General features: G+C 62.6%; 23 protein-coding genes. 8 read left to right on the top strand and 15 right to left on the bottom strand.

All coding sequences use genetic code 11. The annotated features are described in order from the left end of the window. Positions 1–45 precede the first annotated feature (45 nt). Positions 46–1,212 (bottom strand): isobutyryl-CoA dehydrogenase, encoded by a 1,167-nt coding sequence (locus tag CIT26_RS22245; protein ID WP_095494554.1) that lies wholly within the window; start codon positions 1,210–1,212, stop codon positions 46–48. A 137-nt stretch (positions 1,213–1,349) separates the two neighbouring features. Here CIT26_RS22245 and CIT26_RS22240 point away from each other — a divergent pair, with 137 nt between their 5' ends. Together CIT26_RS22240 and CIT26_RS22235 are read left to right on the top strand one after the other, a co-directional pair. Beyond that, positions 1,350–1,964, top strand: coding sequence for a dimethylsulfonioproprionate lyase family protein (locus CIT26_RS22240; RefSeq protein WP_095494790.1), 615 nt, complete (start codon positions 1,350–1,352; stop codon positions 1,962–1,964). Continuing rightward, positions 1,964–3,436 carry a cobyric acid synthase gene (locus CIT26_RS22235; protein ID WP_095494553.1) on the top strand — a complete coding sequence of 491 codons (1,473 nt, stop codon included), beginning with the start codon at positions 1,964–1,966 and terminating at the stop codon, positions 3,434–3,436. Before CIT26_RS22240 ends, CIT26_RS22235 begins: the two co-directional genes overlap by 1 nt. A 129-nt stretch (positions 3,437–3,565) precedes the next feature. Here the strand turns inward: CIT26_RS22235 and CIT26_RS22230 are convergent, their stop codons facing one another. From CIT26_RS22230 to CIT26_RS22215, 4 genes are all read right to left on the bottom strand, one after another. Next, on the bottom strand, positions 3,566–3,985 hold the full coding sequence (locus tag CIT26_RS22230) for a VOC family protein (protein ID WP_095494552.1): 420 nt from the start codon (positions 3,983–3,985) through the stop codon (positions 3,566–3,568). A 106-nt stretch (positions 3,986–4,091) separates the two neighbouring features. Next, positions 4,092–4,925 carry a helix-turn-helix domain-containing protein gene (locus tag CIT26_RS22225; RefSeq protein ID WP_095494551.1) on the bottom strand — a complete coding sequence of 278 codons (834 nt, stop codon included), beginning with the start codon at positions 4,923–4,925 and terminating at the stop codon, positions 4,092–4,094. Between the two features lie 99 nt (positions 4,926–5,024). Further along, on the bottom strand, positions 5,025–5,195 hold the full coding sequence (locus CIT26_RS22220; protein ID WP_084646958.1) for a hypothetical protein: 171 nt from the start codon (positions 5,193–5,195) through the stop codon (positions 5,025–5,027). A 51-nt stretch (positions 5,196–5,246) separates the two neighbouring features. Continuing rightward, positions 5,247–6,032 carry a TSUP family transporter gene (locus CIT26_RS22215; protein ID WP_095494550.1) on the bottom strand — a complete coding sequence of 262 codons (786 nt, stop codon included), beginning with the start codon at positions 6,030–6,032 and terminating at the stop codon, positions 5,247–5,249. Positions 6,033–6,238: 206 nt separating this feature from the next. Here CIT26_RS22215 and CIT26_RS22210 point away from each other — a divergent pair, with 206 nt between their 5' ends. Beyond that, a complete protein-coding gene (locus tag CIT26_RS22210; RefSeq protein WP_095494549.1) occupies positions 6,239–6,670 on the top strand; it encodes a TerB family tellurite resistance protein in 432 nt (143 codons plus the stop codon). Between the two features lie 17 nt (positions 6,671–6,687). On the opposite strand, the gene CIT26_RS22205 is transcribed toward CIT26_RS22210, so the two are convergent. The 5 genes from CIT26_RS22205 to CIT26_RS22185 all read right to left on the bottom strand — a co-directional run bounded on the left by CIT26_RS22205 (position 6,688) and on the right by CIT26_RS22185 (position 13,074). Next, entirely contained in the window at positions 6,688–8,352 is a 1,665-nt protein-coding gene (locus CIT26_RS22205) for an ABC transporter ATP-binding protein (protein ID WP_095494548.1), read from the bottom strand. After that, on the bottom strand, positions 8,349–9,218 hold the full coding sequence (locus CIT26_RS22200; protein WP_095494547.1) for an ABC transporter permease: 870 nt from the start codon (positions 9,216–9,218) through the stop codon (positions 8,349–8,351). Before CIT26_RS22200 ends, CIT26_RS22205 begins: the two co-directional genes overlap by 4 nt. Next, positions 9,215–10,162, bottom strand: coding sequence for an ABC transporter permease (locus CIT26_RS22195; protein ID WP_095494546.1), 948 nt, complete (start codon positions 10,160–10,162; stop codon positions 9,215–9,217). The genes CIT26_RS22200 and CIT26_RS22195 overlap by 4 nt, the downstream gene beginning before the upstream one ends. Before the next feature lie 22 nt (positions 10,163–10,184). After that, on the bottom strand, positions 10,185–11,663 hold the full coding sequence (locus CIT26_RS22190; protein ID WP_095494545.1) for an ABC transporter substrate-binding protein: 1,479 nt from the start codon (positions 11,661–11,663) through the stop codon (positions 10,185–10,187). A gap of 130 nt (positions 11,664–11,793) precedes the next feature. Next, on the bottom strand, positions 11,794–13,074 hold the full coding sequence (locus tag CIT26_RS22185; protein WP_095494789.1) for an acetylornithine deacetylase/succinyl-diaminopimelate desuccinylase family protein: 1,281 nt from the start codon (positions 13,072–13,074) through the stop codon (positions 11,794–11,796). Between the two features lie 238 nt (positions 13,075–13,312). On the opposite strand from CIT26_RS22185, the gene CIT26_RS22180 reads away from it, so the two are divergent. Then, positions 13,313–13,741, top strand: coding sequence for a L,D-transpeptidase (locus CIT26_RS22180; protein WP_095494544.1), 429 nt, complete (start codon positions 13,313–13,315; stop codon positions 13,739–13,741). 417 nt (positions 13,742–14,158) lie between these two features. On the opposite strand, the gene betI is transcribed toward CIT26_RS22180, so the two are convergent. After that, positions 14,159–14,791, bottom strand: a complete 633-nt coding sequence (betI, locus tag CIT26_RS22175) for a choline-binding transcriptional repressor BetI (RefSeq protein WP_095494543.1) — start codon at positions 14,789–14,791, stop codon at positions 14,159–14,161. A gap of 104 nt (positions 14,792–14,895) precedes the next feature. Here betI and choX point away from each other — a divergent pair, with 104 nt between their 5' ends. The 3 genes from choX (at position 14,896) to CIT26_RS22160 (ending at position 18,297) form a co-directional block, all read left to right on the top strand. Continuing rightward, entirely contained in the window at positions 14,896–15,828 is a 933-nt protein-coding gene (choX, locus tag CIT26_RS22170) for a choline ABC transporter substrate-binding protein (protein ID WP_095494542.1), read from the top strand. Beyond that, a complete protein-coding gene (locus CIT26_RS22165) occupies positions 15,825–16,670 on the top strand; it encodes an alpha/beta fold hydrolase (protein ID WP_095494541.1) in 846 nt (281 codons plus the stop codon). Before choX ends, CIT26_RS22165 begins: the two co-directional genes overlap by 4 nt. A gap of 457 nt (positions 16,671–17,127) precedes the next feature. Then, positions 17,128–18,297 carry an aldose epimerase family protein gene (locus CIT26_RS22160; protein WP_342587032.1) on the top strand — a complete coding sequence of 390 codons (1,170 nt, stop codon included), beginning with the start codon at positions 17,128–17,130 and terminating at the stop codon, positions 18,295–18,297. 481 nt (positions 18,298–18,778) lie between these two features. On the opposite strand, the gene CIT26_RS22145 is transcribed toward CIT26_RS22160, so the two are convergent. After that, entirely contained in the window at positions 18,779–19,663 is an 885-nt protein-coding gene (locus CIT26_RS22145; RefSeq protein ID WP_167391509.1) for a GlxA family transcriptional regulator, read from the bottom strand. A gap of 170 nt (positions 19,664–19,833) precedes the next feature. On the opposite strand from CIT26_RS22145, the gene CIT26_RS22140 reads away from it, so the two are divergent. Further along, positions 19,834–20,379: a BBE domain-containing protein gene (locus CIT26_RS22140; RefSeq protein ID WP_245319521.1), complete on the top strand. Its 546-nt coding sequence runs from the start codon at positions 19,834–19,836 to the stop codon at positions 20,377–20,379. 648 nt (positions 20,380–21,027) lie between these two features. Here the strand turns inward: CIT26_RS22140 and CIT26_RS37870 are convergent. The 3 genes from CIT26_RS37870 to CIT26_RS22125 all read right to left on the bottom strand — a co-directional run bounded on the left by CIT26_RS37870 (position 21,028) and on the right by CIT26_RS22125 (position 23,065). Next, positions 21,028–21,183 carry a hypothetical protein gene (locus CIT26_RS37870; RefSeq protein ID WP_245319520.1) on the bottom strand — a complete coding sequence of 52 codons (156 nt, stop codon included), beginning with the start codon at positions 21,181–21,183 and terminating at the stop codon, positions 21,028–21,030. Between the two features lie 178 nt (positions 21,184–21,361). After that, complete coding sequence (locus tag CIT26_RS22130) at positions 21,362–21,832, bottom strand: cyclophilin-like fold protein (protein WP_095494538.1); 471 nt, start codon at positions 21,830–21,832, stop codon at positions 21,362–21,364. A gap of 45 nt (positions 21,833–21,877) precedes the next feature. Next, a complete protein-coding gene (locus tag CIT26_RS22125) occupies positions 21,878–23,065 on the bottom strand; it encodes an MFS transporter (protein WP_095494537.1) in 1,188 nt (395 codons plus the stop codon). Positions 23,066–23,130 lie beyond the last annotated feature (65 nt).

The following is a 23,130-nucleotide window of genomic DNA, read 5'->3' as shown; positions in this document are numbered from 1 at the left end:
GCCTACTGCCTATTGCCTATTGCCTACTGCCTACTGCCTACTGCCTTACCGACCGATCACGGCGCGTGCGATGATGACGCGCATGATCTCGTTGGTGCCTTCGAGGATCTGGTGGACGCGCAGGTCCCGGACCAGCTTCTCGATGCCGTAATCGTGCAGATAGCCGTAGCCGCCATGCAGTTGCAGCGCATCGTTGGCGACGTTGAAGCCGATGTCGGTGACGAAGCGCTTGGCCATTGCCGACCATTTCGAGGCGTCCGGGGCCTTGTGGTCGAGCTTCGAGGCGGCAGCGTAGAGGAAGATTCGTGCTGCCTGCAGCTCGGTCTCCATGTCGGCGAGCTTGAACTGCAGCGCCTGGAACTGGTTGATCTTGGCGCCGAAGGCCTTGCGCTCGGCGGTGTAGGACAGCGCCTTGTCGAGCGCCGATTGCGCCCCGCCCAGCGAACAGGCGGCGATGTTGAGTCTGCCGCCGTCGAGCCCGGCCATGGCGATGCCGAAGCCGGCGCCTTCGGCTGAAAGCAGGTTTTGCGCCGGCACCTTGCAATCCTCAAAGATGACCTGGCGGGTTGATTGCATGTGCCAGCCCATCTTGTGCTCGTTGGCGCCGAAGGAAAGGCCGGGCGCATCCTTCGGCACGACGAAGGTGGAAATGCCCTTCGGCCCGTCGGCGCCAGTGCGCGCCATGACGATATAGATGTCGCTGTCGCCGGCGCCTGAGATGAACTGCTTGACGCCGTTCAGCACGTAGTCATCGCCGCTTTTCACCGCGCGCGTCTTCAGCGCCGCCGCATCCGATCCCGAACCCGGCTCGGTCAGGCAGTAGCTGGCCAGCCATTCCATCGAAGTCAGCTTCGGTAGGAAGCGCTGACGCTGTTCGTCGCTGCCGAAGCGGTCGATCATCGACGCCACCATGTTATGGATCGAAATGAAGGAGGAGAAGGCCGGATCGGCACGCGAAAGCGCCTCGAAGATCAGCACCGCGTCCAGTCGTCCCAGTGCCGAGCCGCCGACATCGTCACGGATATAGATGCCGCCAAGGCCGAGCGGCCCGGTCTCGCGGATCACGTCGGCCGGAAAATGCTTGTTGCGGTCCCAGTCGAGTGCGTTCGGCGCGACACGATCGGCAGCGAAGGCCTCGGCCATCTCCTGGATGGCGCGCTGGTCCTCGTTGAGTTCGAACTGGCTGGTGCTCGCATCGACAGCGGCGTCCATGGCGTGCTCCCTGATGTCTGTCGTTTTTGGCTTTGCGCGCCGCTCAATCTAGACCAATGATGCCGCCGCGCAAGCCGACCATCTCCATCCAACCATCTGGGCAGCGGCTGTGCGCGAATGCGTATCTGGAGCAAGGCGTGACGACAAATTTCGATGAACTGCTCGAACGTTTCCACACCTATCTCGAAACGTTCAATGATGCGCTGGTGCGCGATGCCGTGGCCCGGATCGGCTGGGCCATGCCGGCGCGTCCGCTCGAGCCGCGTCCGCTCGCCTGCCTGCGCCAGCTCGACCGCATCGTCGAACTCGCCCCGGCAAATGCCCAGCCGCTGGCGCGGCTGGTTGCGGAGCGTCGCGGCGAACTGTGCTGGGGCCAGACCTACAGCGAGGCGGATTTCGGCAAGACATTCATCGACAATTACGGCTGGCTGGAGGTCTTCGGCACGCGCGGCCATTTCGTCAACGACGAGGTCGCGGCCGGCTTGCTGATCCTCGGACCTGATATCGTCTATCCCGATCATCACCACGTCGCCGAGGAGATCTACATTCCGTTGACCGGCGGCACCGAATGGCGCATGGGCGAGGGCGAATTTCGCAGGCGCGAGGCGGGCGAGGTGATCCACCATGCCTCTGACGTCAGCCACGCCATGCGCACCGGCAAGGAGCCGCTGCTGGCGCTCTACATCTGGCGCGGCGGGCCACTGGCGGCGAAATCCACGGTCACCGGCACCGTTTCACAGGGCAGGAATTAATGGCCAAGGCGATCATGCTCCAGGGCACGGGCTCCGATGTCGGCAAGACGGTGCTGGTCGCGGGTCTGTGCCGCGCGGCCAGGAACCGTGGGCTGAAGGTACGGCCGTTCAAGCCGCAGAACATGTCGAACAACGCCGCCGTCGCCGACATTCCGGGCGACAACTCCGGCGGCGGCGAGATTGGCCGCGCCCAATGGCTGCAGGCGATCGCCTGTGGCGTTGTGCCCTCCGTCCACATGAACCCGGTGCTGCTCAAGCCGCAGACCGATGTCGGCGCGCAAGTTGTGGTGCAGGGCAAGGTGTTCGGCGAGGCGCGGGCACGCGACTACCAGGCGCTGAAGGGCCGGCTGATGGATGCCGTGCTGGACTCCTGGGCAAAGGTCGGTGAGGGCGCCGACCTCGTCATCGTCGAAGGCGCCGGCTCGCCGGCCGAGATCAATCTCAGGAGCCGCGACATTGCCAATATGGGCTTTGCCACGCGCGCCGACGTGCCGGTGATCCTCGTCGGCGACATCGATCGCGGTGGCGTCATCGCCTCGATCGCCGGCACCCATCTGATCCTGCCGGAAGAGGACCGGCGCATGATCGTCGGCTACCTCATCAACAAGTTCCGCGGCGATGTCTCGCTGTTCGATGACGGCATCAAGGCGATCGAGAGCTTCACCGGCTGGCGCTGCTTTGGCGTCGTGCCGTGGCTGAAGGCGGCGGCGCGATTGCCCTCGGAAGATTCGGTGGTGCTCGAACGCCTGGTATCCGGCGAAAAGCGGGCGTTGAAAGTGGCGGTGCCGATGCTTTCGCGTATCGCCAATTTCGACGACCTCGACCCGCTCAAGGCCGAGCCTCAGGTCGAGGTGATGTTCGTGCCGCCCGGCCAGCACTTGCCAGAGGATGCTGGGCTGGTGGTCATTCCCGGCTCGAAGTCGACGATCGGCGATCTCCTAAGATTTCGCGAGAATGGCTGGGATCGCGACCTTGTCGCCCACCGCAAGCGCGGCGGCCACGTGGTCGGCATCTGTGGCGGCTTCCAGATGCTCGGCCGTGTCGTGCGCGATCCCGACGGCATCGAGGGCAGCGTTACCGAGACCAGGGGCCTCGGCCTGCTCGACGTCGAAACGGTGATGGAGTCGGAAAAGACGGTGCGCAATGTCAGCGCGCGCTCGCTGCAGTTCGACCTGCCGCTCGAAGGCTACGAGATCCATCTCGGCCGCACCACCGGTCCGGACACGCTGCGGCCGTCCGCCGTCATCAACGGCGCCGATGACGGCGCCATCTCCGCCGACGGCAAGGTGTCGGGCACCTATCTGCACGGGCTGTTTTCCGCTGACGCTTTTCGGGCGAAATTCCTGGAAAATCTCGGCGTCAAAGGCGGCGGCATCGACTACCGCGCCGAGGTCGAACGGGCACTGGACGAGGTCGCAGCCGAGCTGGAGACTCACCTCGACTGCGACGCCATTTTTGGCCTGGCGCGTTAGAGCTCATGGTCCTTAGCGCAGAAGCTTGAGCCGGCCAGATGTGCCGATCGCTTCGTCATCCCTGGGCGAAGCAGGAGCGAAGCTCCGTCGCGAAGACCCAGGGATGACGAAGTTGGGGAGCGTTGCCATTCAGGCTTTTTCATCGGCCTTCGGCCAGTAGGTGCCGACGGACCAGACATTGCCTTCCGGATCGCGGCAGATGAACTCGCGGCTGCCATAGTCGCGGTCGGTCAGTTCTTCCAGTATTTCGGCGCCGGCCTTCTTGGCTCTGATGTAGGCGGCATCGGCGTCGTCGACGGCGATATAGATCGAGTTGCCGCCGCCGGAGCCCGGTGCGCCGACCATCTTGCCGTAAGCGTCCTCGCGTGCGGTGCCGAGCATGATGATCGAAGAGCCGAATGCGAGCTCGGCATGGTGCACGACGTCGCCTTCGCCATAGCGGGCGCGGACGCTGAAGCCGAAGGCCTCGCCCAGCCAGTCGATCATCTTGGCGGCATTGCGGTAGCGCAGCGCTGGGTAAAGCCGTGGTGGTTCGGTAGTTTTCGGCATGACGATCTCCTTCGTTTGGGTTGGTGGATAACCCAGTCTGGGCGAAGGCTGTTCGCCCGTCTTGAAGAAATGTTACCTGAGCGTCCTGCAAAGGGACCCTGCGCGTCTATGCCTGGGCGGCAAGCGTCGTCGGCGTTTCGCCGGCAAGGTCGCGGAATTCGCGCACCAGATGCGCCTGGTCGGCATAGCCGCAATCGGCGGCGATATCAGCCCAATCGGATTTGTCCTGCCTTGACAGGCCGAGCGCCCGGTTGAAGCGGACGATGCGCGACAGCGTCTTGGGGCCGACGCCGATCGCATTGGAGAATTTTCCCAAGAGATGCTTGCGGCTCCAGCCCAGCCTGTCGGCGAGCGACGACACGCGAATGCGGCCGCCCGAGACGATGATCCGGTCATAGGCCCAGGCGATTTCGGTCTGCGTTTCCCGGGCTTTGGCCAGTCGTGCCGCGACGAACGTCTCGACGATGGCGAAGCGTGCGCTCCAGTCGCGCGCATTGCCAAGTCTTTCGCGTAGCGCGATGCCTTCAAGTCCGAGCACATCGTCGAGCCCGACCATCCGGTCGGTCAGTTCGCTCATCGCAAGGCCGAAGAAGCGTCGGGCGCCGAGCGGCGTGAAATTGACCTGGACGCAGCAGGCACCACCGAAGGATTCGATCACCACCGGACCGGCATAGAGGCCGGCGGCGAAACTGGCGAAGCGGTCATTGCCGCCCGGCTCCCTGCCGAGCCCGATGGCGAAGGGTTCGGCGAAGCTGATGACCAGCGGCACGGTCAGCGATGCATATTCGACGTTGCGGAAGCGGCCCGGTGCCGTTTCGCGATAGAAGCATAGATCGGTGACGGAGCCGCGGAGCCGAGGGCCGGGCGCACGCCGCACCATCTCGAACCGGTCGAGGCCGGGAATTTCATGGCGGCTTCCGTCTTCGCTCTCGGCGGGCATGGGCTTTCCTTCCGCCCAAGGAGTCTAACAGACCAGTCCTCAGAATCAAAAGCGCCCGGCTTGTGGCCGGGCGCTCCGAGTTGCCTGAGGTCTGAGTGCTTAAGCGCCGCGAACCAGGCAGCCGCCAGCAAGCACGATATAAGCGATGAGGACGATCCACACCGCGGCCAGGGGAATAAACGCAAGGACGCCGAGAGCGGCGAGCAGGCCGATGAGGGCGATAACAAGGGATATGATAAAGATAAGCTGCGTAGGCGCACTGAGATTCATGTGTGGCTCCTCCGACATGATTCGTACAACCGCATAGTATCAGGCGCCCCGTCACACACCAATCAGCGTGCGCAGCGGGTTCGCTGGATCGGCCAGCAGCTTGATGGCCAGCGCCAGGCAAACGATCACCAGCAGCGGCTTGATCAGTTTTGCGCCATTGCGGATGGCGAGGCTGGCGCCGACACGGGCGCCGAGAAACTGGGCGACACCCATCATCAGGCCGATCTTCCAGAAGATGACCCCGGCAGCAGCGAAGACGATGAAGCCGCCGATGTTGGAGGCGAAGTTGAGCAGCTTGGTATGCGCCGTCGCCTTGAGCACGCCGTAGCCGGCAAGGGTGACGAAGGCCAGCATGTAGAAGGAACCGGCCCCCGGCCCGAACAGGCCGTCATAGAAGCCGACAATCGGCACCAGGATCAGCCCGAACAGGAACGGCGACAGGCGCCGGGCGCGGTCGACGTCGCCCATGTTTGGCTTGAGGGCGAAGAAAAGGGCGATGGCGATCAGCAGGACCGGCAGAAGAGCCCGCAACAGGTCGCCCGGCACGAATGTCGCCAGCAAGGCGCCGAGAGCACTGCCGGCAAGCGCCAACAGGGCCGAAGGCAATTGCCAGCGCAAATCGACATGGCCCTTCGCGGCGTAGTGGATGGTCGCCGAGCCTGAGCCGAACATGCCCTGCAGCTTGTTGGTCCCTAGCGCCTCGACCGGCGAGAAGCCCGCCAACAGCAGTGCTGGAATGGTGACCAAGCCGCCGCCGCCGGCAATCGAATCGACGAAGCCGGCAGCGAAGGCGGCGGCGCCGAGGATGACGACGGTCTGGGTGGCGAGATCGAACATCGGATGGTTGCGGGAAGGTCTTCTGGCCAGCGGGAAAATATGGCGCGTTCGACCACGGCCGGCCCGTTTGCGCAAGGCCGATTCCGCGCTACCTATGCCAAGCGCGCCGCGACGCGCTTGGCTCTTTTGTTTTATGCATGTCGTTATCTCAAAACCGCTGCGCACTTTTGAGCGACATGCATTTGACGAATCGGAAAGGGACGCTGATGGCATTCGCTTTGCTGGACCAGATACGCTCGATCTTCGAAGGCGACCCCGGCGTGCGCAAGGTTGCGGACGATCCTGTGCTGTCGGCGGAACTGCTCATGCTGTTTCGCATGATCCTCGCCGACGGCACGGTCAGCGAGAGTGAAATGGCGGCCTTCAGGCGCATCTGCCGGGAAGCCTTCGGCATTCCGGAAGCCAGCATCGACAGCGTCATCGAGTATCTCAACGACTTCGGCTACGAGACCAACAGCTCGCAAGCCATCGCGCAGTTCCGTGACCTCGACGTCGAGCGGCGCAAGCTGCTTGCCCGCCACATGGCTGAGATCGCCAAGGCCGATTCGCAACTTGCCGGGACCGAGATGCAGCTCTTGCGGCGCACGCTCGACCTGCTCGACATCAGCCCTGCCGATGTGGTGAAGCCGGAAAGCTAAGCCTACGAAACCGCCGCTCACCCTTGTTCCTGTAACCGGCGCGCTATTGCCCGGTGCAGGTCCGGAGCGGCGGTGACCAGCGCCTTGGCGGCTTCGGACTGCGGATGGTCGAGAACCTCGCTTGTCCTGCCGCGCTCGACGATCTTGCCGTCATGCATGACCATCACCTGATCGGTGATGGCGCGGGCAACGGTCAGATCGTGGGTGATAAATAGATAGGCAACGCCGAGCTTTTGGTTCAGCTCGGCGAACAGGTCGAGAATTTGGGCGCGGATCGAGACATCCAACGCCGAGACCGGCTCGTCGGCGACGACCAGCTTGGGGCGGGTGATGATGGCGCGGGCGATCGACAGGCGCTGGCGCTGGCCACCCGAAAACTCGTGCGGATATTTGTCCATGTCGCGTGGACTAAGGCCGACCTCGTGCAAGGCCTTTGCCACCATCTCGCGCCGTTCCGCATTCGTCGGCTTCTTCTCCAGGACATGCAGTGGCTCGGCGACCAGTTTTTCGACCTTCTGGCGCGGATCGAAGGAGCCGTAAGGGTCCTGGAACACTACCTGCATGTCGCGCCGCGCCGGCTTGAGCTCAGCCTCGCTCTTGCCGGTGATGACTTCGCCGCGAAACCGGATTGTTCCCGATGTCGGCCCGTCCAGCGCCAGGACCATGCGGGCAAGCGTGGACTTGCCGCAACCGGAACGCCCGACCAGCGCCACCGACTGCCCGGGATCAATCGAGAACGAGACATCGTCGACGGCGCGGATCGGGGCCGCGCGCTTCAGCAGCGATTTGCGCCGTCCCGGATAGTCCCGCGTCACGCTCTCTGCCTGAAGAAGAGGTTTGGCCACCTGAAGAAGAGGGTTGGCAGCTTGGAGCTGGGGGCTGTCTTGGCCGACCTCGTGCGTCCTGGCACGCGCCGGCACATGCATCGAGGCCTGCGCCAGCTGCCGGGTGTAAGGATGGAGCTGCTCGGACAAAGTGCGCGCCGTGTCGCCGGCCTCCATCACTTCGCCGTGGCGCAGGATGGTGATGCGGTCCGCCATCTCGGTCACCACCGCGAGGTCGTGCGAGATCAAGAGCAGGCCCATGCGGTTCTCTGCGACCAGGTCGCGCAACAGGTCGAGGATCTGCGCCTGCAGCACGACGTCGAGCGCCGTCGTCGGCTCGTCGGCGATCAGCAGCTTGGGTTTCAGCGCGCAGGCAATGGCGATGACGACGCGCTGGCGCTGACCGCCGGAAAGCTCGTGCGGATAGCGCGACAGCGGGAACTGTGCCGCCGGCAGGCCGACCCGGTCGAGCATTTTTCGCGCGCGGTCCTCGGCGTCGGCGCGGCTTGCCCTGGTGTGCCAGCGGATGCCTTCGGCGACCTGCTCGCCAATGGTCTTGACTGGGTTGAGTGCCGTCATCGGCTCCTGGAAAACCATGCCGATATCGTCGCCGCGCAGCGCGCACATCTGGTCTTCGCTGGCCGCAAGGATGTCGATGCCGTCGAAGACGACGCGCCCGGTGGCGCGCGCCGCCCAGGGCAGAAGCCGCATCACCGTCAGCGCCGTTATTGACTTGCCCGAGCCGGATTCGCCGACCAGCCCCATCACCTCGCCGGGCGCGACGGAGAGCTCGACATCCCTCAGGATCGGCGTGTCGCCGATGCTCAGCGACAATCTCTGGATTTCCAGCAGGCTCATCGCTGCCGCCGCGATTTTGGGTCGAGGATGTCGGCAATCCCATCGCCGAGCAGGTTCAGGCCAAGCACGGTGACGACGATCGCCATGCCTGGAAAGATCGCCATCCACGGCGCCGCCACCATGCGGGTCTGCGCATCGAACAGCATCCGCCCCCAGCTCGGCATTGGCGGCTGTGTGCCGAGCCCGACGTAGGAAAGCCCGGCTTCGGCCAGGATGCCGAGCGCGAACTGAATGGTGCCTTGCACCAGGAGCAATGTGACGATGTTGGGCAGCACATGCTCCAGCGTGATCAGCGTTTTGCCTTTGCCGGCGGCGCGCGCGGCGAGGATGAATTCGCGCGGCCAGATCGCCAGCGCACCGGCCCGGGCGACGCGGGCGAACACCGGGATGTTGAAAATGCCGATGGCGATGATGGCGTTGAGCGCACCCGGCCCGAAAATGGCGGTGATCATGATCGCCGACAGCAGGGCAGGGAAGGCGAAGACGAGATCGTTCAGCCGCATCACCGCTTCGTCGACGATGCCGCCGCGCGCCGCGGCGAAGGCGCCGAGCGGCACGCCTACGCCCATGCCGATGCCGACAGCGACCAGCGCCACGGCGATCGAATTGCGGGCGCCGACCATGATCATGGAAAGAATGTCGCGACCGAAATGGTCGGTCCCGAACCAGTGCGCCGGCGAGGGTGCCTGGGTCTTGTCGGCGATGATCAGCCTGGTGACGTCAAAAGGCGTCCAGAAGAACGAGACGATGGCGACCGCTGCCACCACTATGGTGATGACGAAGCCGGTGAGGAACGAGCGGTTGGTGAAGGCCTTGACGAGGATGTCGGCAAAATTTTCCTCTGGAATGTCGAAGCGCAGCGTCATTGGCGGCTTCTCAGGCGCGGATCGACGACCGCATAGGAGAGATCGACAAGCAGGTTGACCGCGATGACGGCGGCAACCAGCAGCATGACGACGCTTTCGACGACGATCAGGTCGCGCTGGGTGATCGCCTGGAACACCAGCCGGCCAAGACCGGGCAGGTAAAAGACGTTCTCGATGATGATGGTGCCGGCGAGCAGGAAGGCGAACTGCAGGCCGAGAATGGTCAGCACCGGGATCATCGCGTTGCGCAGCGCGTGCCGCCACAGCACCGCGCGAAAGGGCAGGCCCTTGGCGCGGGCGGTGCGGATGTAGTCCTCGTTCAGCACTTCGATCAGCGCCGAGCGGGTGACGCGGGCGAGGATCGCCGCTTGCGGCAGAGCGAGCGCGATCGCCGGCAGGATCAGCGATTTCAGCGCCGGCCAGACGCCGGCGCTCCAGCCCGGAAAGCCGCCTGATGGCACCAGCCGCAGCCAGACGGCGAAGAGGTAGATCAGCATCAGCGCGAACCAGAAGTTCGGCACAGCGACGCCAAGCTGGGCGGCGCCCATCGCGATCGTGTCGCCGGCCCGCCCGTGCCGGCCGGCTGAAAACAGCCCGACCGGAACGGCAATGATGGTGGACAGCGCCAGCGCGATCAGGGCCAGCGGCAGCGAGACGACGACGCGCTCGCGGACCAGGTCGATGACCGGCACCGAATAGGTGTAGGAACGGCCGAAATCGAGGCTCAGCAAGCCGCCGGCCCAGTGCAGATAGCGCAGCGCAAGGGGTGCGTTGAGGCCCATCTGGTTGCGCAGCAACTCGACCTGGTCGGCGCTGGCGTTCAGGCCAAGCATCAGCCGCGCCGGGTCACCAGGAATGATCTCCAGCACGGCAAAGACCACCATCGAGGCCAGAACCAGCGTGATGAGCGCGATGGCAAGACGCTTGAGGAGATAGGCGGTCATGGGGGAGGACCGCTGCGCTGCCTCACTCCGTCCACTTCACCTTGGTCAGGTCGTTGGCCTGGATCGGAGCGTTTTCCCAAAAACCCTCGAGCTTGGCGTCCCAGACGCCGGCTTTCGGCAGTTCGTAGAGGAAGCCGACCACGGCATCGTCGGCCAGTATCTTCTGCGCCTCGCCAAGCAGCGTCATGCGCTTGGCCTCATCAGAGGTGAGGCTCAGATCGGCGATGATCTTGTCGAAGGTCGGGTTGTCGTAGTTGAAGTAATAATCCTTGCGCGAATAGATATCGATGTCGTTGGGCTCGGTGTGGGAGACGATGGTCAGGTCGTAGTCCTTCTTGGTGAAGACCTGATCCAGCCACTGCGCCCATTCCACGGGCACGATCTGCAGATCGATGCCGACATCGCGAAGCTGCGACGCTATGATCTCGCCGCCAAGCCGCGCATAGGGAGGCGGCGGCAGTTTCAGCGTCGCCTTGAAGCCGTTCTCCAGGCCGGCTTCCTTCAAGAGTTCCTTGGCCTTCTCGACATTGTGCGGATAGAGGCCGGTGAGGTCGACATAGGCCTTGTTGGCCGGCGACATATGCGAGCCGATCGGCACACCCAAACCGGCCGAGGCGCCGTCGATGATCGCCTTGCGGTCGAGCGCAAACGAAATTGCCTGCCTGACCTGCAGCTTGTCGAAAGGCGGCTTCTTGTTGTTGATCGAGAGAATGGTTTCGCCCTCGGTCGCGCCGATCACCACCTTGAAGCGTGGGTCATCCTTGATCTGGGCGACACTGTCGGGATCGGGGAAGAAGGGAAAGGCCTGGATGTCGCCGGAAAGCAATGCCGGCACAGCGGCAGCGGCATCGGGAACAATGCGGAACTCTGCCTTGTCGAGGGACACCGGGGCGCCCCAGTAAGTGTCGGACTTGATTAGCGTGATCGAAGAGCCCTTGGCCCAGTTTTGGAACCTGAACGGGCCGGTGCCGACAGGCTTTTCCTTGTTGGTGTCGGCTGTCTCCGGCGCGACGATGACCGCGTCGCCCCAGCCCATATTGTAGAGGAACGAACTTTGCGGGTTCTTCAGCGTGATCTTGACCGTCGCCGGATCGACCACCTCGACCGTATCGATGGCGGCGAACAGGCCCTTTTGTGCGTTGACGGAGTTGTCGGCACGGGCGCGGTCGAGCGAGAATTTCACGTCGTCGGCATTGAAGTCGGTGCCGTCATGGAATTTGACGCCGGTATGCAGCTTGAAGGTGTAGACCTTGCCGTCGTCGGAAATCATCCAGCTTTCGGCGAGATCCGGCAGCACCTCGCCGTTCGGACCGATGCGGGTCAGCCCCTCGAACACATTGGCGTAAAGCACTTCGTCGATCGCGGCCGCAGCACCTGCGGTCGGATCGAGATGCGGAGGTTCGAGCGTAATGCCGATGACCAGATCGCGCGCGGCAAGCGCCGAAGCGCCAGTGGCCAGCACCAGTGCCGCGGCGGTGAGAATGGTTTTCCACAATTTCATCGTGCAACTCCCGATATGCTCAAAAACATGCTCAAAACCCGGTGGATAGAAGCGTGATTTCACCAACGAGTAAATTGCGTTTCGTGTTTTCCGGCAGCGCCGGCAGGAATGTTTTTTCGCCCATCACCGACTACCGTGCGCCCGCGCCCCTCAGCAGCACGTTGAGCCCGATCGCCATCACCTTGGCCGATTCGACCATGTCTGATATCCCCACCCATTCGTCGGGCCTGTGGGCGAGGTCGAGAATGCCCGGGCCATAGGCGATGCAGTCGTAGATGTGACCGATGCGGGCAATGTGCTTCTGGTCGTAGGTGCCGGGCGAAATCACATAGTCGGGCTCGCGGTCGAATATCTCCATGATGCCTTGCGCCACCGCCTTGACCACCGGCGCATCGCGCTCGGTCATCAGCGGCAGCACCTCCATGAGATCGCGGATCTCGTAGTCGAATTTCTTGCGCTCGCGCCTCAGCCGGTCGAGGATATCGGTCACCTCGCTTTTGACCGTGCCGAGGTCCTCTTCGAGCAGGAAGCGGCGGTCGATGGTCAGCCGGCAGGAATCGGGGACGTTGGGCGAGGGCAGGCCGGGCCGGAAATCCTCGGTCTGGCCGCCGTGGATCGAGTTGATGTTCATGGTCGAGCGCTTGGCCCCGTCGGGCACGACCGGCATGCGCGTCACCTTGCGGTCGAGCGCCGGAAACAGCTCGTCCTCGAAGGCCTTTAGCACGGCACCCATATGGCGCACCGCGTTGTCGCCGAGGAACGGCATCGAGCCGTGCGCGATCTCCCCCTTGGTCTCGATCTCCGCCCACCAGACGCCGCGATGGCCAAGGCAGATGCGGTCCTTGTTCAACGGCTCGGGGATGATGACGTGGTCGACCTTCGGCTTGGAGAAATAGCCGAGCTCGGCCAGATGGGCGACGCCGCCGAAGCCGCCGGACTCCTCATCAACCGTGCCCGATATTTCGATGGCGCCCGGAAAGTCGGGGAAAACCTCCATGAAGGCCTCGGCGGCGATGATCGACGAGGCCAAGCCGCCCTTCATGTCGCAGGCGCCGCGGCCATAGACCTTGCCGTCCCTGACGATGCCGGCGAAGGGGTCGAGGCTCCAGCCGTCGCCGGCTTCGACCACGTCGATATGCGAGTTGAAATGCACGCAGGCGCCGGGCGAGCGGCCATCGAAGCGTGCGACGACATTGACGCGCGGGTAGCGGTCGGTGTCGCCGGGCGTGCCTTCGGCGCGGATGAATTCGACTTCGAAACCGCGCTTCTTCAGCCGCGCTCCGACGTATTCGGCGCATGGCCGATAGGCTTCGCCGGGTGGATTGATGGTCGGAAAGCGAATCAGGTCGGCGGTCAACGCGACCAGGTCGTCGACCCGATCACCGACCGCTTTCAGGAGCCGTTCATTCATTTCGTTCATTCGGCGAATTGAGCAGCCAACGATGCGTTTTGGCAAGCCTGTTGGCGGGTCGCGCCCTAGTTACGTGGTTACATGTCGTCACGGCAACCATCGCGGGAAATCGTTCAAATTCGCTGCTTTGGATTGGTGAATTCGTCAGAGGTGTGTGGTTACCTCATTCACTTGCGATTAAAAGATGAAGAATTGCGTGAAGGCAAGCAGGCAAGGGCAGTCAAAGGGGTTTGATCGCATGAAAAAAACCGTTCTCATGGCAGCGGCACTGGCAACGATGCTGCTCGGTTCTTCGGTCGAGGGCTGGGCAGCCAAGCTGGTTGCAAGGATCGACGTGTCATCGCAGACCATGACTGTAAGATACGGTCAGGCGGTTTACCGGTGGCGCGTATCCACGGCGCGCAAAGGCTATATCACGCCGCGCGGCACCTACCGGCCGCAACGAACGGCACGGATGTGGTATTCGCGCAAATACGACATGTCGCCGATGCCTCATTCGGTATTCTACCGCGGCGGCTACGCCATCCATGGCACCGGCGCGGTAAAATCTCTCGGGCGCCCGGCGTCGCATGGCTGCGTGCGGCTGCACCCGGCCAATGCCGCCGCCTTCTATTCGATGGTGCGGCAAGCCGGCTTCCGCAACACGCGGATCGTCGTGACCAACTGAGTCCAGCGTGGCCCGAGATTGGTCGCTCACTCGAAGAATGCTGGATGTCGGGTAAGGGTGGAAAATTGGCGCTCAGCTCATCCGCCGGAACGAACAACAACTACGGACATCGCCAAGCCACTACTCGGACGTCGCGCTTGGGGCCGTTTGCGGACTGGCAGCTTCTGGGTTTCAGTTTTGGAAATCGGACGTTCAGCTTAGCCGGAGCATCGTCGTGACTTGACCCAAACCAGCCTTGCCACGGCCGATTTGACGCTCGTAAGCGGACCTTCGCCTGGAACCGGCATTTCGACCGTTTGCGGAGGTTAGTTCGCCCTCAGTCGAATTCACGCCTATGACCCGACCCGGACCTTCCAGCGATCTTTCGAAGGTCTGGATAGGGCGACAGACAAGGCGATCCACAATTTGAGGCCGCGCTCATGAAGCGCCGGTGCTGGTAAGCTGACGTTGCGCCTTCGGACGGCCAGAAGCAGCGAGCGCAAGTCGCCCGGCCACAAAGTTCCTGACCTGCAGAACGGCCTGTTCGCTCGAAATACCGCTCTTCTGCAACCCGAGGCGCAGCCAAAGTCCGTCGATCAGCGCCGTAATACCGAGCGCTATGTCGGCTGCCTCGTCCTTCGCCACCATATCCTTCAGGGCGGAGACGAGATTTGAACTCATACGGGCGTGGATAACGGTCTGGATGCGCGCAAGCTTATCATCGCGGGGCACTTCGGCACAAAGCGACAGCCAAGCGTGGCAGATCAACGGCCGAAAGAAACTGGGCTCGAAGTTGCCCTCAATCACAGCGTCGAGCCTCTCGCGCGGTGTCCGGGCATGCCGCAAGCGGATGACGACCGCATCGCGCAATTCGGCATTGGCTTCGCGCATCGCATGCTCGAACAATTCCTGCTTGTTGTGGAAATAGTGAAGCACAATGCCCTTGGAGGCTCCGGCCTCGGTTGCCACCTTTTCGAGGGTCGCACCGGCGATGCCTTCCCGCTGCAGCACGGCAAAGGCCGCCTTCCGCAGTTCCTTCCGTCTTATGTCGCTTAGGCGCGTGAGTTTCATGAGCGGCCCCTCTCCGGGCTATATTGACAAACTTGCCTGCTTAGATCAATGATTGACCAGCTGGTCAATTTACATGCTTTTCGGTCAATAAGGGGAGAGAACCCATGCGCCATTTGTTGATTTACGGCACCTCTGCCATCGCATTCTTTGTTTCGCTCTCCGGCGCGGCGGCCGCTGATCCGGAGACCTGTCGGCAGGTGAGAATGGCCGAGCCGGGTTGGAATGATCTGGCTTTCACGACCGGCATCGGGGTGACGCTCTACAATGCGCTGGGTTATCAGGCAGAGAGCACGACGCTTGGTCTCAATGTCATCTACGAGAGCCTCAAGAACGGCGATCTCGACGTATTCCTCGGCTATTGGGATCCAGCCATGAAAACTTATTACCAGCCGTATAGAACCTCGGTTGATCAGGTTCGCGTCAATCTTGAGGGCGCGAAATACACGTTCGCGGTGCCGTCCTATGTCTGGGAAGCAGGAGTTCGCGATTTCAAAGACCTGCAGGAATTTGCCGACAAATTCGACAAGAAGATGTACGGCATCGAACCCGGCTCCAACCAGTTGATGCTGGACGCGATCGCCGATCCAAATCTTGCGCTCTCAGGATGGGAGGTCGTCGAATCCAGCGAAGTTGGCATGCTTTCGGAGCTAGCCCGCAAGACCAAGGACATGGAGTTCATCGTCTTCCAGGGCTGGGCGCCGCATCCGATGAACACGACGTTTGATTTCAGGTATCTGACGGGCGGCGACAAATTCTATGGTCCCAATTTCGGCGCTGCCACTGTCAGCACTCAGGTGAGAAAAGGCTATCTGGAAGAGTGCCCGAATGCCGGTCAGTTGCTGAAGAACCTGGGTTTCGATATCGACTTCGAGAACAAGGGCATGGGATTCCTGATTAATGACGGGATGACGCCGGACGAGGCAGCCCGCGCGGCGATCAAAGCCGATCCGCAGCGCCTCGATGCATGGTTGACCAACGTCACGACCTTTGATGGCGAGCCGGGCCTCGATGCGGTCAAGGCCACCCTCGGACTATGAGTTGTCCGGAGTGGGAGTCGCGCAAGCGGCATATCGATATCGGCCGCGGGCAAACCATCGCCTATGTCGATACGGGAAAATCCGACCGGGTGGCGGTGCTTGTCCATGGCTTCACCGATTCCAGTTGGAGCTTCTCCCTGGTTGAACCGCATTTGCAGGACATGCGCCTGATCATGCCCGATCTGCGCGGTCATGGTGCCTCCCATCGGCCGGAAGATGCCTACAGCCTCGGGGATTTTGCGGACGACATTGTTCGCCTGATGGGGGCGCTCGGGGTTCGCGATGCTCTCGTCGCCGGGCACTCGCTGGGCGCGATGGTGGCAATGGAGTTGGCGGCTTCCCGACCAGACCTTGTCGGCGCGCTCGTGACCCTTTCGGGATGTCTGAAGCCCGAGATCGACGAGATGAGTCCAATTTGCCTGGGCGTGGCATCGTTGCAAGATCCGATCGATCCCGAAGACGAGTTCTTTGGCGTTTGGCACGCATGCAAGGAACCGGTCGATGCCGCATTCCTGGCCGCTCTTGCGCGGGACGCGGCTGAAATTCCTGCAAGGCTGTGGAGGCGGGTTCTCGAAGAAATCCGAAGCTGCGATTTGACGAATAGGGTCCCAATCATCAAACAACCCAGCCTGATTATCCACGGAAGCGCCGACCCTTTGTTCAGCGTATCGCAAGCGGGAATGTTAAAGCGCTGTCTGGCACGCAGCAATATGATCGAACTCGCCGGTTGTGGGCACAATCTGCATTGGGAGCAGCCTGAGCGAGTGTCGAGAATACTCCGGGAATTCGAGACAGCGATCGCCGGTGCGGCCGGCGATCGTGACGGATCGCTATCGCAATGAGCGACAGCCACTGACTCGCGTCAAGTGATCCCCCATCGAAAGGCAGCTCTGAGCGCCACAACTAATTTTTGAACGGCTGCTTTTCGGTGGGCAAGCGTTATTGCGCCATCGCTGGGAATGACCGCTCGTGGCGCACCGAGCCGACCTGGGTATCGGCTCGGATTTTACCGCTTATGGAGCGTTCTACGTCTCAATTGGGTGGCTTTGCGACACCAACTATCAGCAAGTCGAAGTCGGGAATCAGGCGGATACCCGTCCCGCGATTCATGCACCGACGGCAATTTTGATCAGGCAATGAGCTGATGCGACCGGCGGTATCCGGCACACGCTTTTCAAGGTGCTATTGTACAATCTCTACCAGGACGCGCTTACCTTGATAGCCCGATGGGCTTAGAATTGGTCTTCTAGGCGGCTCGTCAGAAGCCGCCGGCGAAGAGGCCTATCGAGGGAGGAAACCATGACACCGATCGATCCCAACATGTCGCGTGCCTGGCATAGGTCAGTGCTCGGCGCGGCCGTGCTCGGCATGGGCGTGCTGCTGACGGGAACGAGCGCCGGCGCCGGCTCTGTGGACAAGACCCCATTCGGAAACACGCAGGACGGCAAAGCCGTCAATCTGTACACGCTCACCAACGACAGGGGCGCGTCCGTCAAGTTCATCGCCTATGGCGGTATCATCACGGCGATCAATGTGCCCGACCGCTGGGGTAAGCTCGACAACGTCGTGCTCGGCTTCAAGGAACTCGCCGACTACGAATCAATGAACCCTTATTTCGGCGCCTTGATCGGGCGCTACGGCAATCGCATCGGCGGCGCGAAGTTCACGCTCGACGGCACTCAATACCAACTCGCCGCCAATAACGGGCCGAACAGCCTGCATGGCGGCACGAAAGGCTTCGACAAGGTCGTCTGGGCGGTCGAGCCGCTGAGCGGCGTCAGCGGCGCCGCAGCGCGGCTCAACTACACGAGCAAGGATGGCGAGGAAGGCTATCCCGGCACGCTCACGGTCCAGGTCGTCTATAGCCTCACCAACGACAACGAGCTGCGCATCGACTACGAGGCGACGACCGATAAACCAACCGTGGTTAATCTCACGAGTCATTCCTATTTCAATCTCGCCGGCGACGGCACGGGTGGGATCGACGATCACATCCTCACGATCAGCGCCGATCGCTACACGCCGGTCGATGCGACCTTGATCCCGACCGGGCAGCTCGCCTCCGTGACCGGCACGCCATTCGACTTCCGCCAAGGGGCGCCGATCGGCGCACGCATCCGCTCGAACGACCCACAGATGGCCTATGGCCGCGGATACGATCACAACTTCGTGCTGAACCGGTCGGGTAGTGGGCTTTCGCTCGCCGCGCGAGTCTACGAGCCGCGCTCGGGCCGGATCATGGAGATCTCGACCACCGAGCCTGGCGTCCAGTTCTACAGCGGTAACTTCCTCGATTCGACGCTCATCGGCGCGGCCGGTCAGCAATACCGCCAGACCGACGGCTTCTGCCTTGAGACGCAGCACTTCCCGGATTCGCCGAACAAGCCGTCATTTCCGACGACGGTGCTGAAACCGGGCGAAACGCTGAAGTCGACTACGATACACAAATTCTCCACCGACGCGTCCTAGCGCTGCAGCTGCGTTCTTTTCTGGTTGCTGAATCGATGGGTCGCCTTGATTCGGAGATCATGGATGACGGGCGTTTCGATCGAGACGCTGGCGCTCTGGGCGTCGTCGCTGTGGGAGGCAAGGCAGCGGATCCGGAGACTTAGCTGCTTGCTGGCGATATGCCCCCGGCGGAACACGCAGCGTCTCCGCGGCGAAGCAGGCGAACGTCTGCAGCTTTCCATCGCCCACAAAGCCCGCTGGCCCAAGTCTAGCCAATCAGACCTTCATGCAAGTCGCTGTCTACGTCCGAAAGCGGGTCGATTCAAGCCGTCGCGCGAAGGGCGGCTTTGGAGAAGCGCCGGGAAGGTCGGCAATTGGCGCAACCGCGAACTCCAAAATGTATGCCGGCAATGTCGGCTTACGAGAAATGGCAAAGCTGGCCTCTATGGCCGACATCGCGGCGCAGAGCGGAATATGGGCATCGCGCCGCGACGGTTGAGATTCAATCGCGGCTCAGCGCTCGCCGGAGAGCACTGAAACGAATGCGATATTGCTGCGGCGTCAGTCCGATCTTGCGCCGGAACAGGCGCCCGAAAAAACTCGCATCCTCATAGCCCGCTTCATTGGCCACCGCCTCGACCTGCAGGTCGCCCGTCTCGAGCAGTTCCTTGGCCGCTTCGAGCCTGAGCGCGTGGATGTCGTCGATTGCCTTCATTTCCGTCGCCTTGGCGAAGCGGCGCACGAAGGAGCGCTCGGACAGGCCTGACAGCTTGGTCATGGCGGCGACGGGCGAGGGCGTCCGGTAGTTGAGCTCCGCCCATTTCTGGCAGCGGTTGATCACCGCGTCGTCGGTCTGGCGAAAGCGCATCAGCGCGGCGAAGGGCTGCTGGCCCATGTCGTGCCACTGCAGCATGTAGACCTTGGCGACCTCCATCGCCTCCTTGAGGCCGACGAAGCGCGCGATGAGATAGAGGGCGAGATCCTGCCAGCTCGAGCCGCCCGCGGCCATGACGATGCGCTGGGCCTCGCCGCTCAGCACCAGCGACTGGCCCGGCTTCACCTTCACGCCGGGATAGTTGTTAGCGAGCGTCGCGACATAGGCCCAATGGATTGTGGCCTCGCGATTTTCCAGCAACCCCGCCTCGCCGAGCAGCACCGCGCCCGAGCATGCGCTGGCCAGCATGGCGCCGTCCGCATGCGCCTGCCGCAGCCAGCGGGCCTCGGCATCATACTGCCCGGCGACGCTTTCGCCCGGATTGACGAAGAAATCGGGGATGCAGACGATGTCGGGTCGCGGGCAGTCGGAAAGCGCGTGGTCCGGGCTTACCCAGACGCCGTTTGCGGCGCGAAACGCGCTGCCGTCCCCAGCAACCACATAGGGCCGCATGCGCGGCGTGCCCGCCGCACCGCTGGTGAACCGCCCCCGACCGCCTGAGCGGGCTGGCCGAGTTCTCCACCATTCCGGAGGATCCCTCCGTTCCCGAACACGCTTGGGGCCGCCGCGTCCTGGCGCTTGCTCATGTCTATGACGGACCGGCGGACGAGGGCGAGCGCGTCGTGGCTCCGCTGCGCAGCTTTGGCGAACCGCTCGTCGATTTCAGCGGTCGCATGCCGTATCGCACCATCCAGTCGCTCTATGACGGCCTGTTCCCGAAAGGCCGCGACCGCTGCTACTGGAAATCCACCTACCTCTCGCGCCTCGACGACGAGGTCATCGGGGAGATCACCGCGCGGATGGCGAAGCGGCCCTCCGAGATGACCTTCGCCTCGATCTGGAAGTTCGGCGGTTTCGTCCATCGCGTTGCAGCCGATGCGACCGCCTTCGGCAACCGCTCCATGCCCTCCATGCTCAGCCTCGACGCCATCTGGCCAGGCGCTGACGATGACGATGCGAACATCGGCTGGGTTCGCAGCTTCTGGCAGGACATGCAGCGCTACTCGACCGGCCGCCTCTATCTGAACTTCCCCGGCCATGGCGAAGGAGCGAATCTCGTGCGCGACGCCTTCGGAGCCGAGGTCTACGCGCGGCTCGCCAAGATCAAGCACAGGTACGATCCGGACAATCTGTTCCGCCTCAACCAGAACATCCTGCCAATGCACTGACGCACAATCCAAATCGGGCGTACGGTTGCGACTCTCGTCTCGATCGTGGTGGCTTTGATCGCGCTGGGTCGCGAGCGACGCCCAGTGTGGTCGCCGCGATGTCCGCTTTCAATCAGTGGCAAATCTGTCCGCAACGGCCGAGATCGGCGCATTGTTGCCATTCGTAACGCGGACAAGGAAGGTAAGGTAACCGAGGTCACGGGCGTAAGATCGACTGAGCCGCAGCGAACTTCCGCAATGGGTCGAACTCGGTCGTTGCGAGTGATTGGGTTTGGGCCCGAATGCCTACTCCTCAACGAACGCCCGCTGGGATGAGACCGATTTTGCCAATTGTATTGGGCTGCGGTCGAGCGATCCGACCGAAACAAAAAACCGCCTCAGCGGGCGGGCGCAGATCAACATTGTGCTTAAATTCCTAGCATAACTGCCGTCACCCGGCCCCGCGTTCGCGGGGCGATGCAATCACAAGCGCTCGTAGGTGACGCGCCAGCCTTCCTCGGGATCGACCGGGGTGATCACCAGCTGATCTCCGGTGACCTCGAACACCCGCTGCAATTCCTGTCCGATGAGATCGCGCACCAGGGACGATTCAACAGTGATGGTGAAGGTGCTTTTCTCCTCATCGATCGCGACCGGACCATAATAGGCTTAATAGCCGTTCGCCGTGTAGGTAGTCGGCTTTGCAGCCGGGTCCGGGTCCATCGCCTGAACCGAAAGCGTGCCGCTGTGCGAGAAGATGACTTGGCCGGAATAAGGCACGTCGGCCGGTTTGCCCTCCGAATTTGTGATCTGCAGCGACGTCATGCGCCACGCGCCGATGATGGGGCCCTTGTTCTACTGAGCGAGAGCGGGGGCGGAGCCAGCGAGGGCTAAAGCAAACATCGCGAACCGGAGCTTGGTCATCATCATGTGCATTCCTTTCTTGCGAGGGGGTGAAGTCGAAAATCTTCCGAAGCTTTAGTGCCGTCGCGGGTTCCCACTCTCAGATGCGCTCGATGCGAACCGGGAACTCGCCGCGCACCAGCAGTGTTTCGAAGCCGTCATCGAAGCGGCCGAGCCGGATCAACCCCTCCCAGCGATAGTCGGCGTAAAACAGGGCCAGGTTGCCCCAAGGCTTGAAGTAGCAAAGATCGCCCGGTCGCTCGTTCCCGAAGGGGCCGCTGCCTTCCTCGGTGAGTTTGCGCGGCAGATGGACGATCTTCTCGTTGTTGCTGAAATCCTCGATCGCGAGGTCCAATGGCAGCATCGAGGCGAAGTCTCGCGCGGTCGGATTGTCATAGAGCGTCGCCGTCATGCTCAGGCCCTTGAACGTCATCCTGACCCGCACGTTGGTCGGCTCCTGACTGGCAGGATCCCGACCCTCCTGCCCATTGGCTGCATAGGGCAGGATCAAGGCTGCCAAGGCTCCGCCGAGCACCGCTCGACGTGTGAGATGTGGCGATACCGTCGTCATGGCTGCGCCTCGCACATGATGAGCTCCTAGGGGCGTCAGTTGGGACTATGCGCGAGGGCTGGCGGCAGCGGCGAGCACGGCTGAGCCCGCCAGCAGGGCTGCGGCGAGCAGGAAAGCGCTCCACCAGCCGGCAGTGTCGAACAGCATGCCGCCCGCGGAAGCGCCGCCGGCGATGGCGAACTGGATCAATGCGACCTGCAACCCACCTCCGGCTTCAAGATCGTCGGGAATGACCCTCGCCATCCAGGTATTCCACGCCGCTGGGATTGGGGTGTTGAACAGCCCCCAAAGAACCAGAAGGGCGGCCGTGGCCCAAAAGACCGGACCCGCTGCAATCAGAAGCAGGGAGAGGAGCGCAAGCGCGCTCGGCAGCCCGACCAGCACGGCGGTGAGGTTCCGCTGGAGAACGAAGCCGGCGATGAACAGCCCGGCCAAGCCGCCCAACCCCAGGCCAAGGAGCACCACCGACAGGACGTTCACGTCGAGGCCCGTTACATTTTCGAGGAAAGGACGCAGGTAGATCGACAGCGAATTCATCCCGATGAAGGCGAGGCCGGTCGCGGCCATGCCGATGGCGAACGTCCGATTGCGCAGCAGACGGAACATGCTGGTTACCGAAATGGCCTCCATCGGCGGCATCTTCGGCAGAACGGCGAATTGCCAGATGAGTACCGCGAGGCCGAGGGGGACTGTGACGAAAAAGGTGCCCCGCCACCCGATCAGTTCGCCGAGGAAGCTGCCGATTGGCGCGGCGATGACGATCGCGAATGCTGTCCCGCCCTGCAGCAGGGCGATGGCTTTGGGCAGGTCGGAACCTGAGGCCAGGCGCGCCAAAATGGCCGTGGAGAGCGACCAGAAGCCGCCGATCGCGATCCCGACCAGGGCCCGTCCGGCCAGAAAAACGAAGAAGTTGGGAGCGAGGGCAACAGCCAAACTCGATGCGACCAGCACTGCCGTGTAGAGCAGGACGACCGTTCTCCGGTCGAGCTCGGCCAGGAGCGAGTTGCCGAACAGGCTGGTGATCACGGCAAAGAGCCCCGACACGGCGATCGCCTGTCCGGCTTGGCCTTCCGAGATGGCCAGGTCCTGCGCGATCGGAGTCAACAGGCTCACCGGCATGAACTCCAAGCCGACCAGGAGAAAGGTCAAAAGCGAGAGGCAGGTGACCGCAGCCCATGGAGTCGCCGCCCTTTCGGCCGAAGGGATGTCATCCAGGGTCAGTTCGATGGCCATGCCGTACGCTCCTGTCCGTTTGCCAGACTGGGTAGCCAGACTGGTCTTGTCCGACTAGCATCTAT

This window comes from Mesorhizobium temperatum, from assembly GCF_002284575.1.
GTDB lineage: Bacteria > Pseudomonadota > Alphaproteobacteria > Rhizobiales > Rhizobiaceae > Mesorhizobium > Mesorhizobium temperatum.
This window is presented reverse-complemented; position numbering and strand designations above follow the sequence as displayed.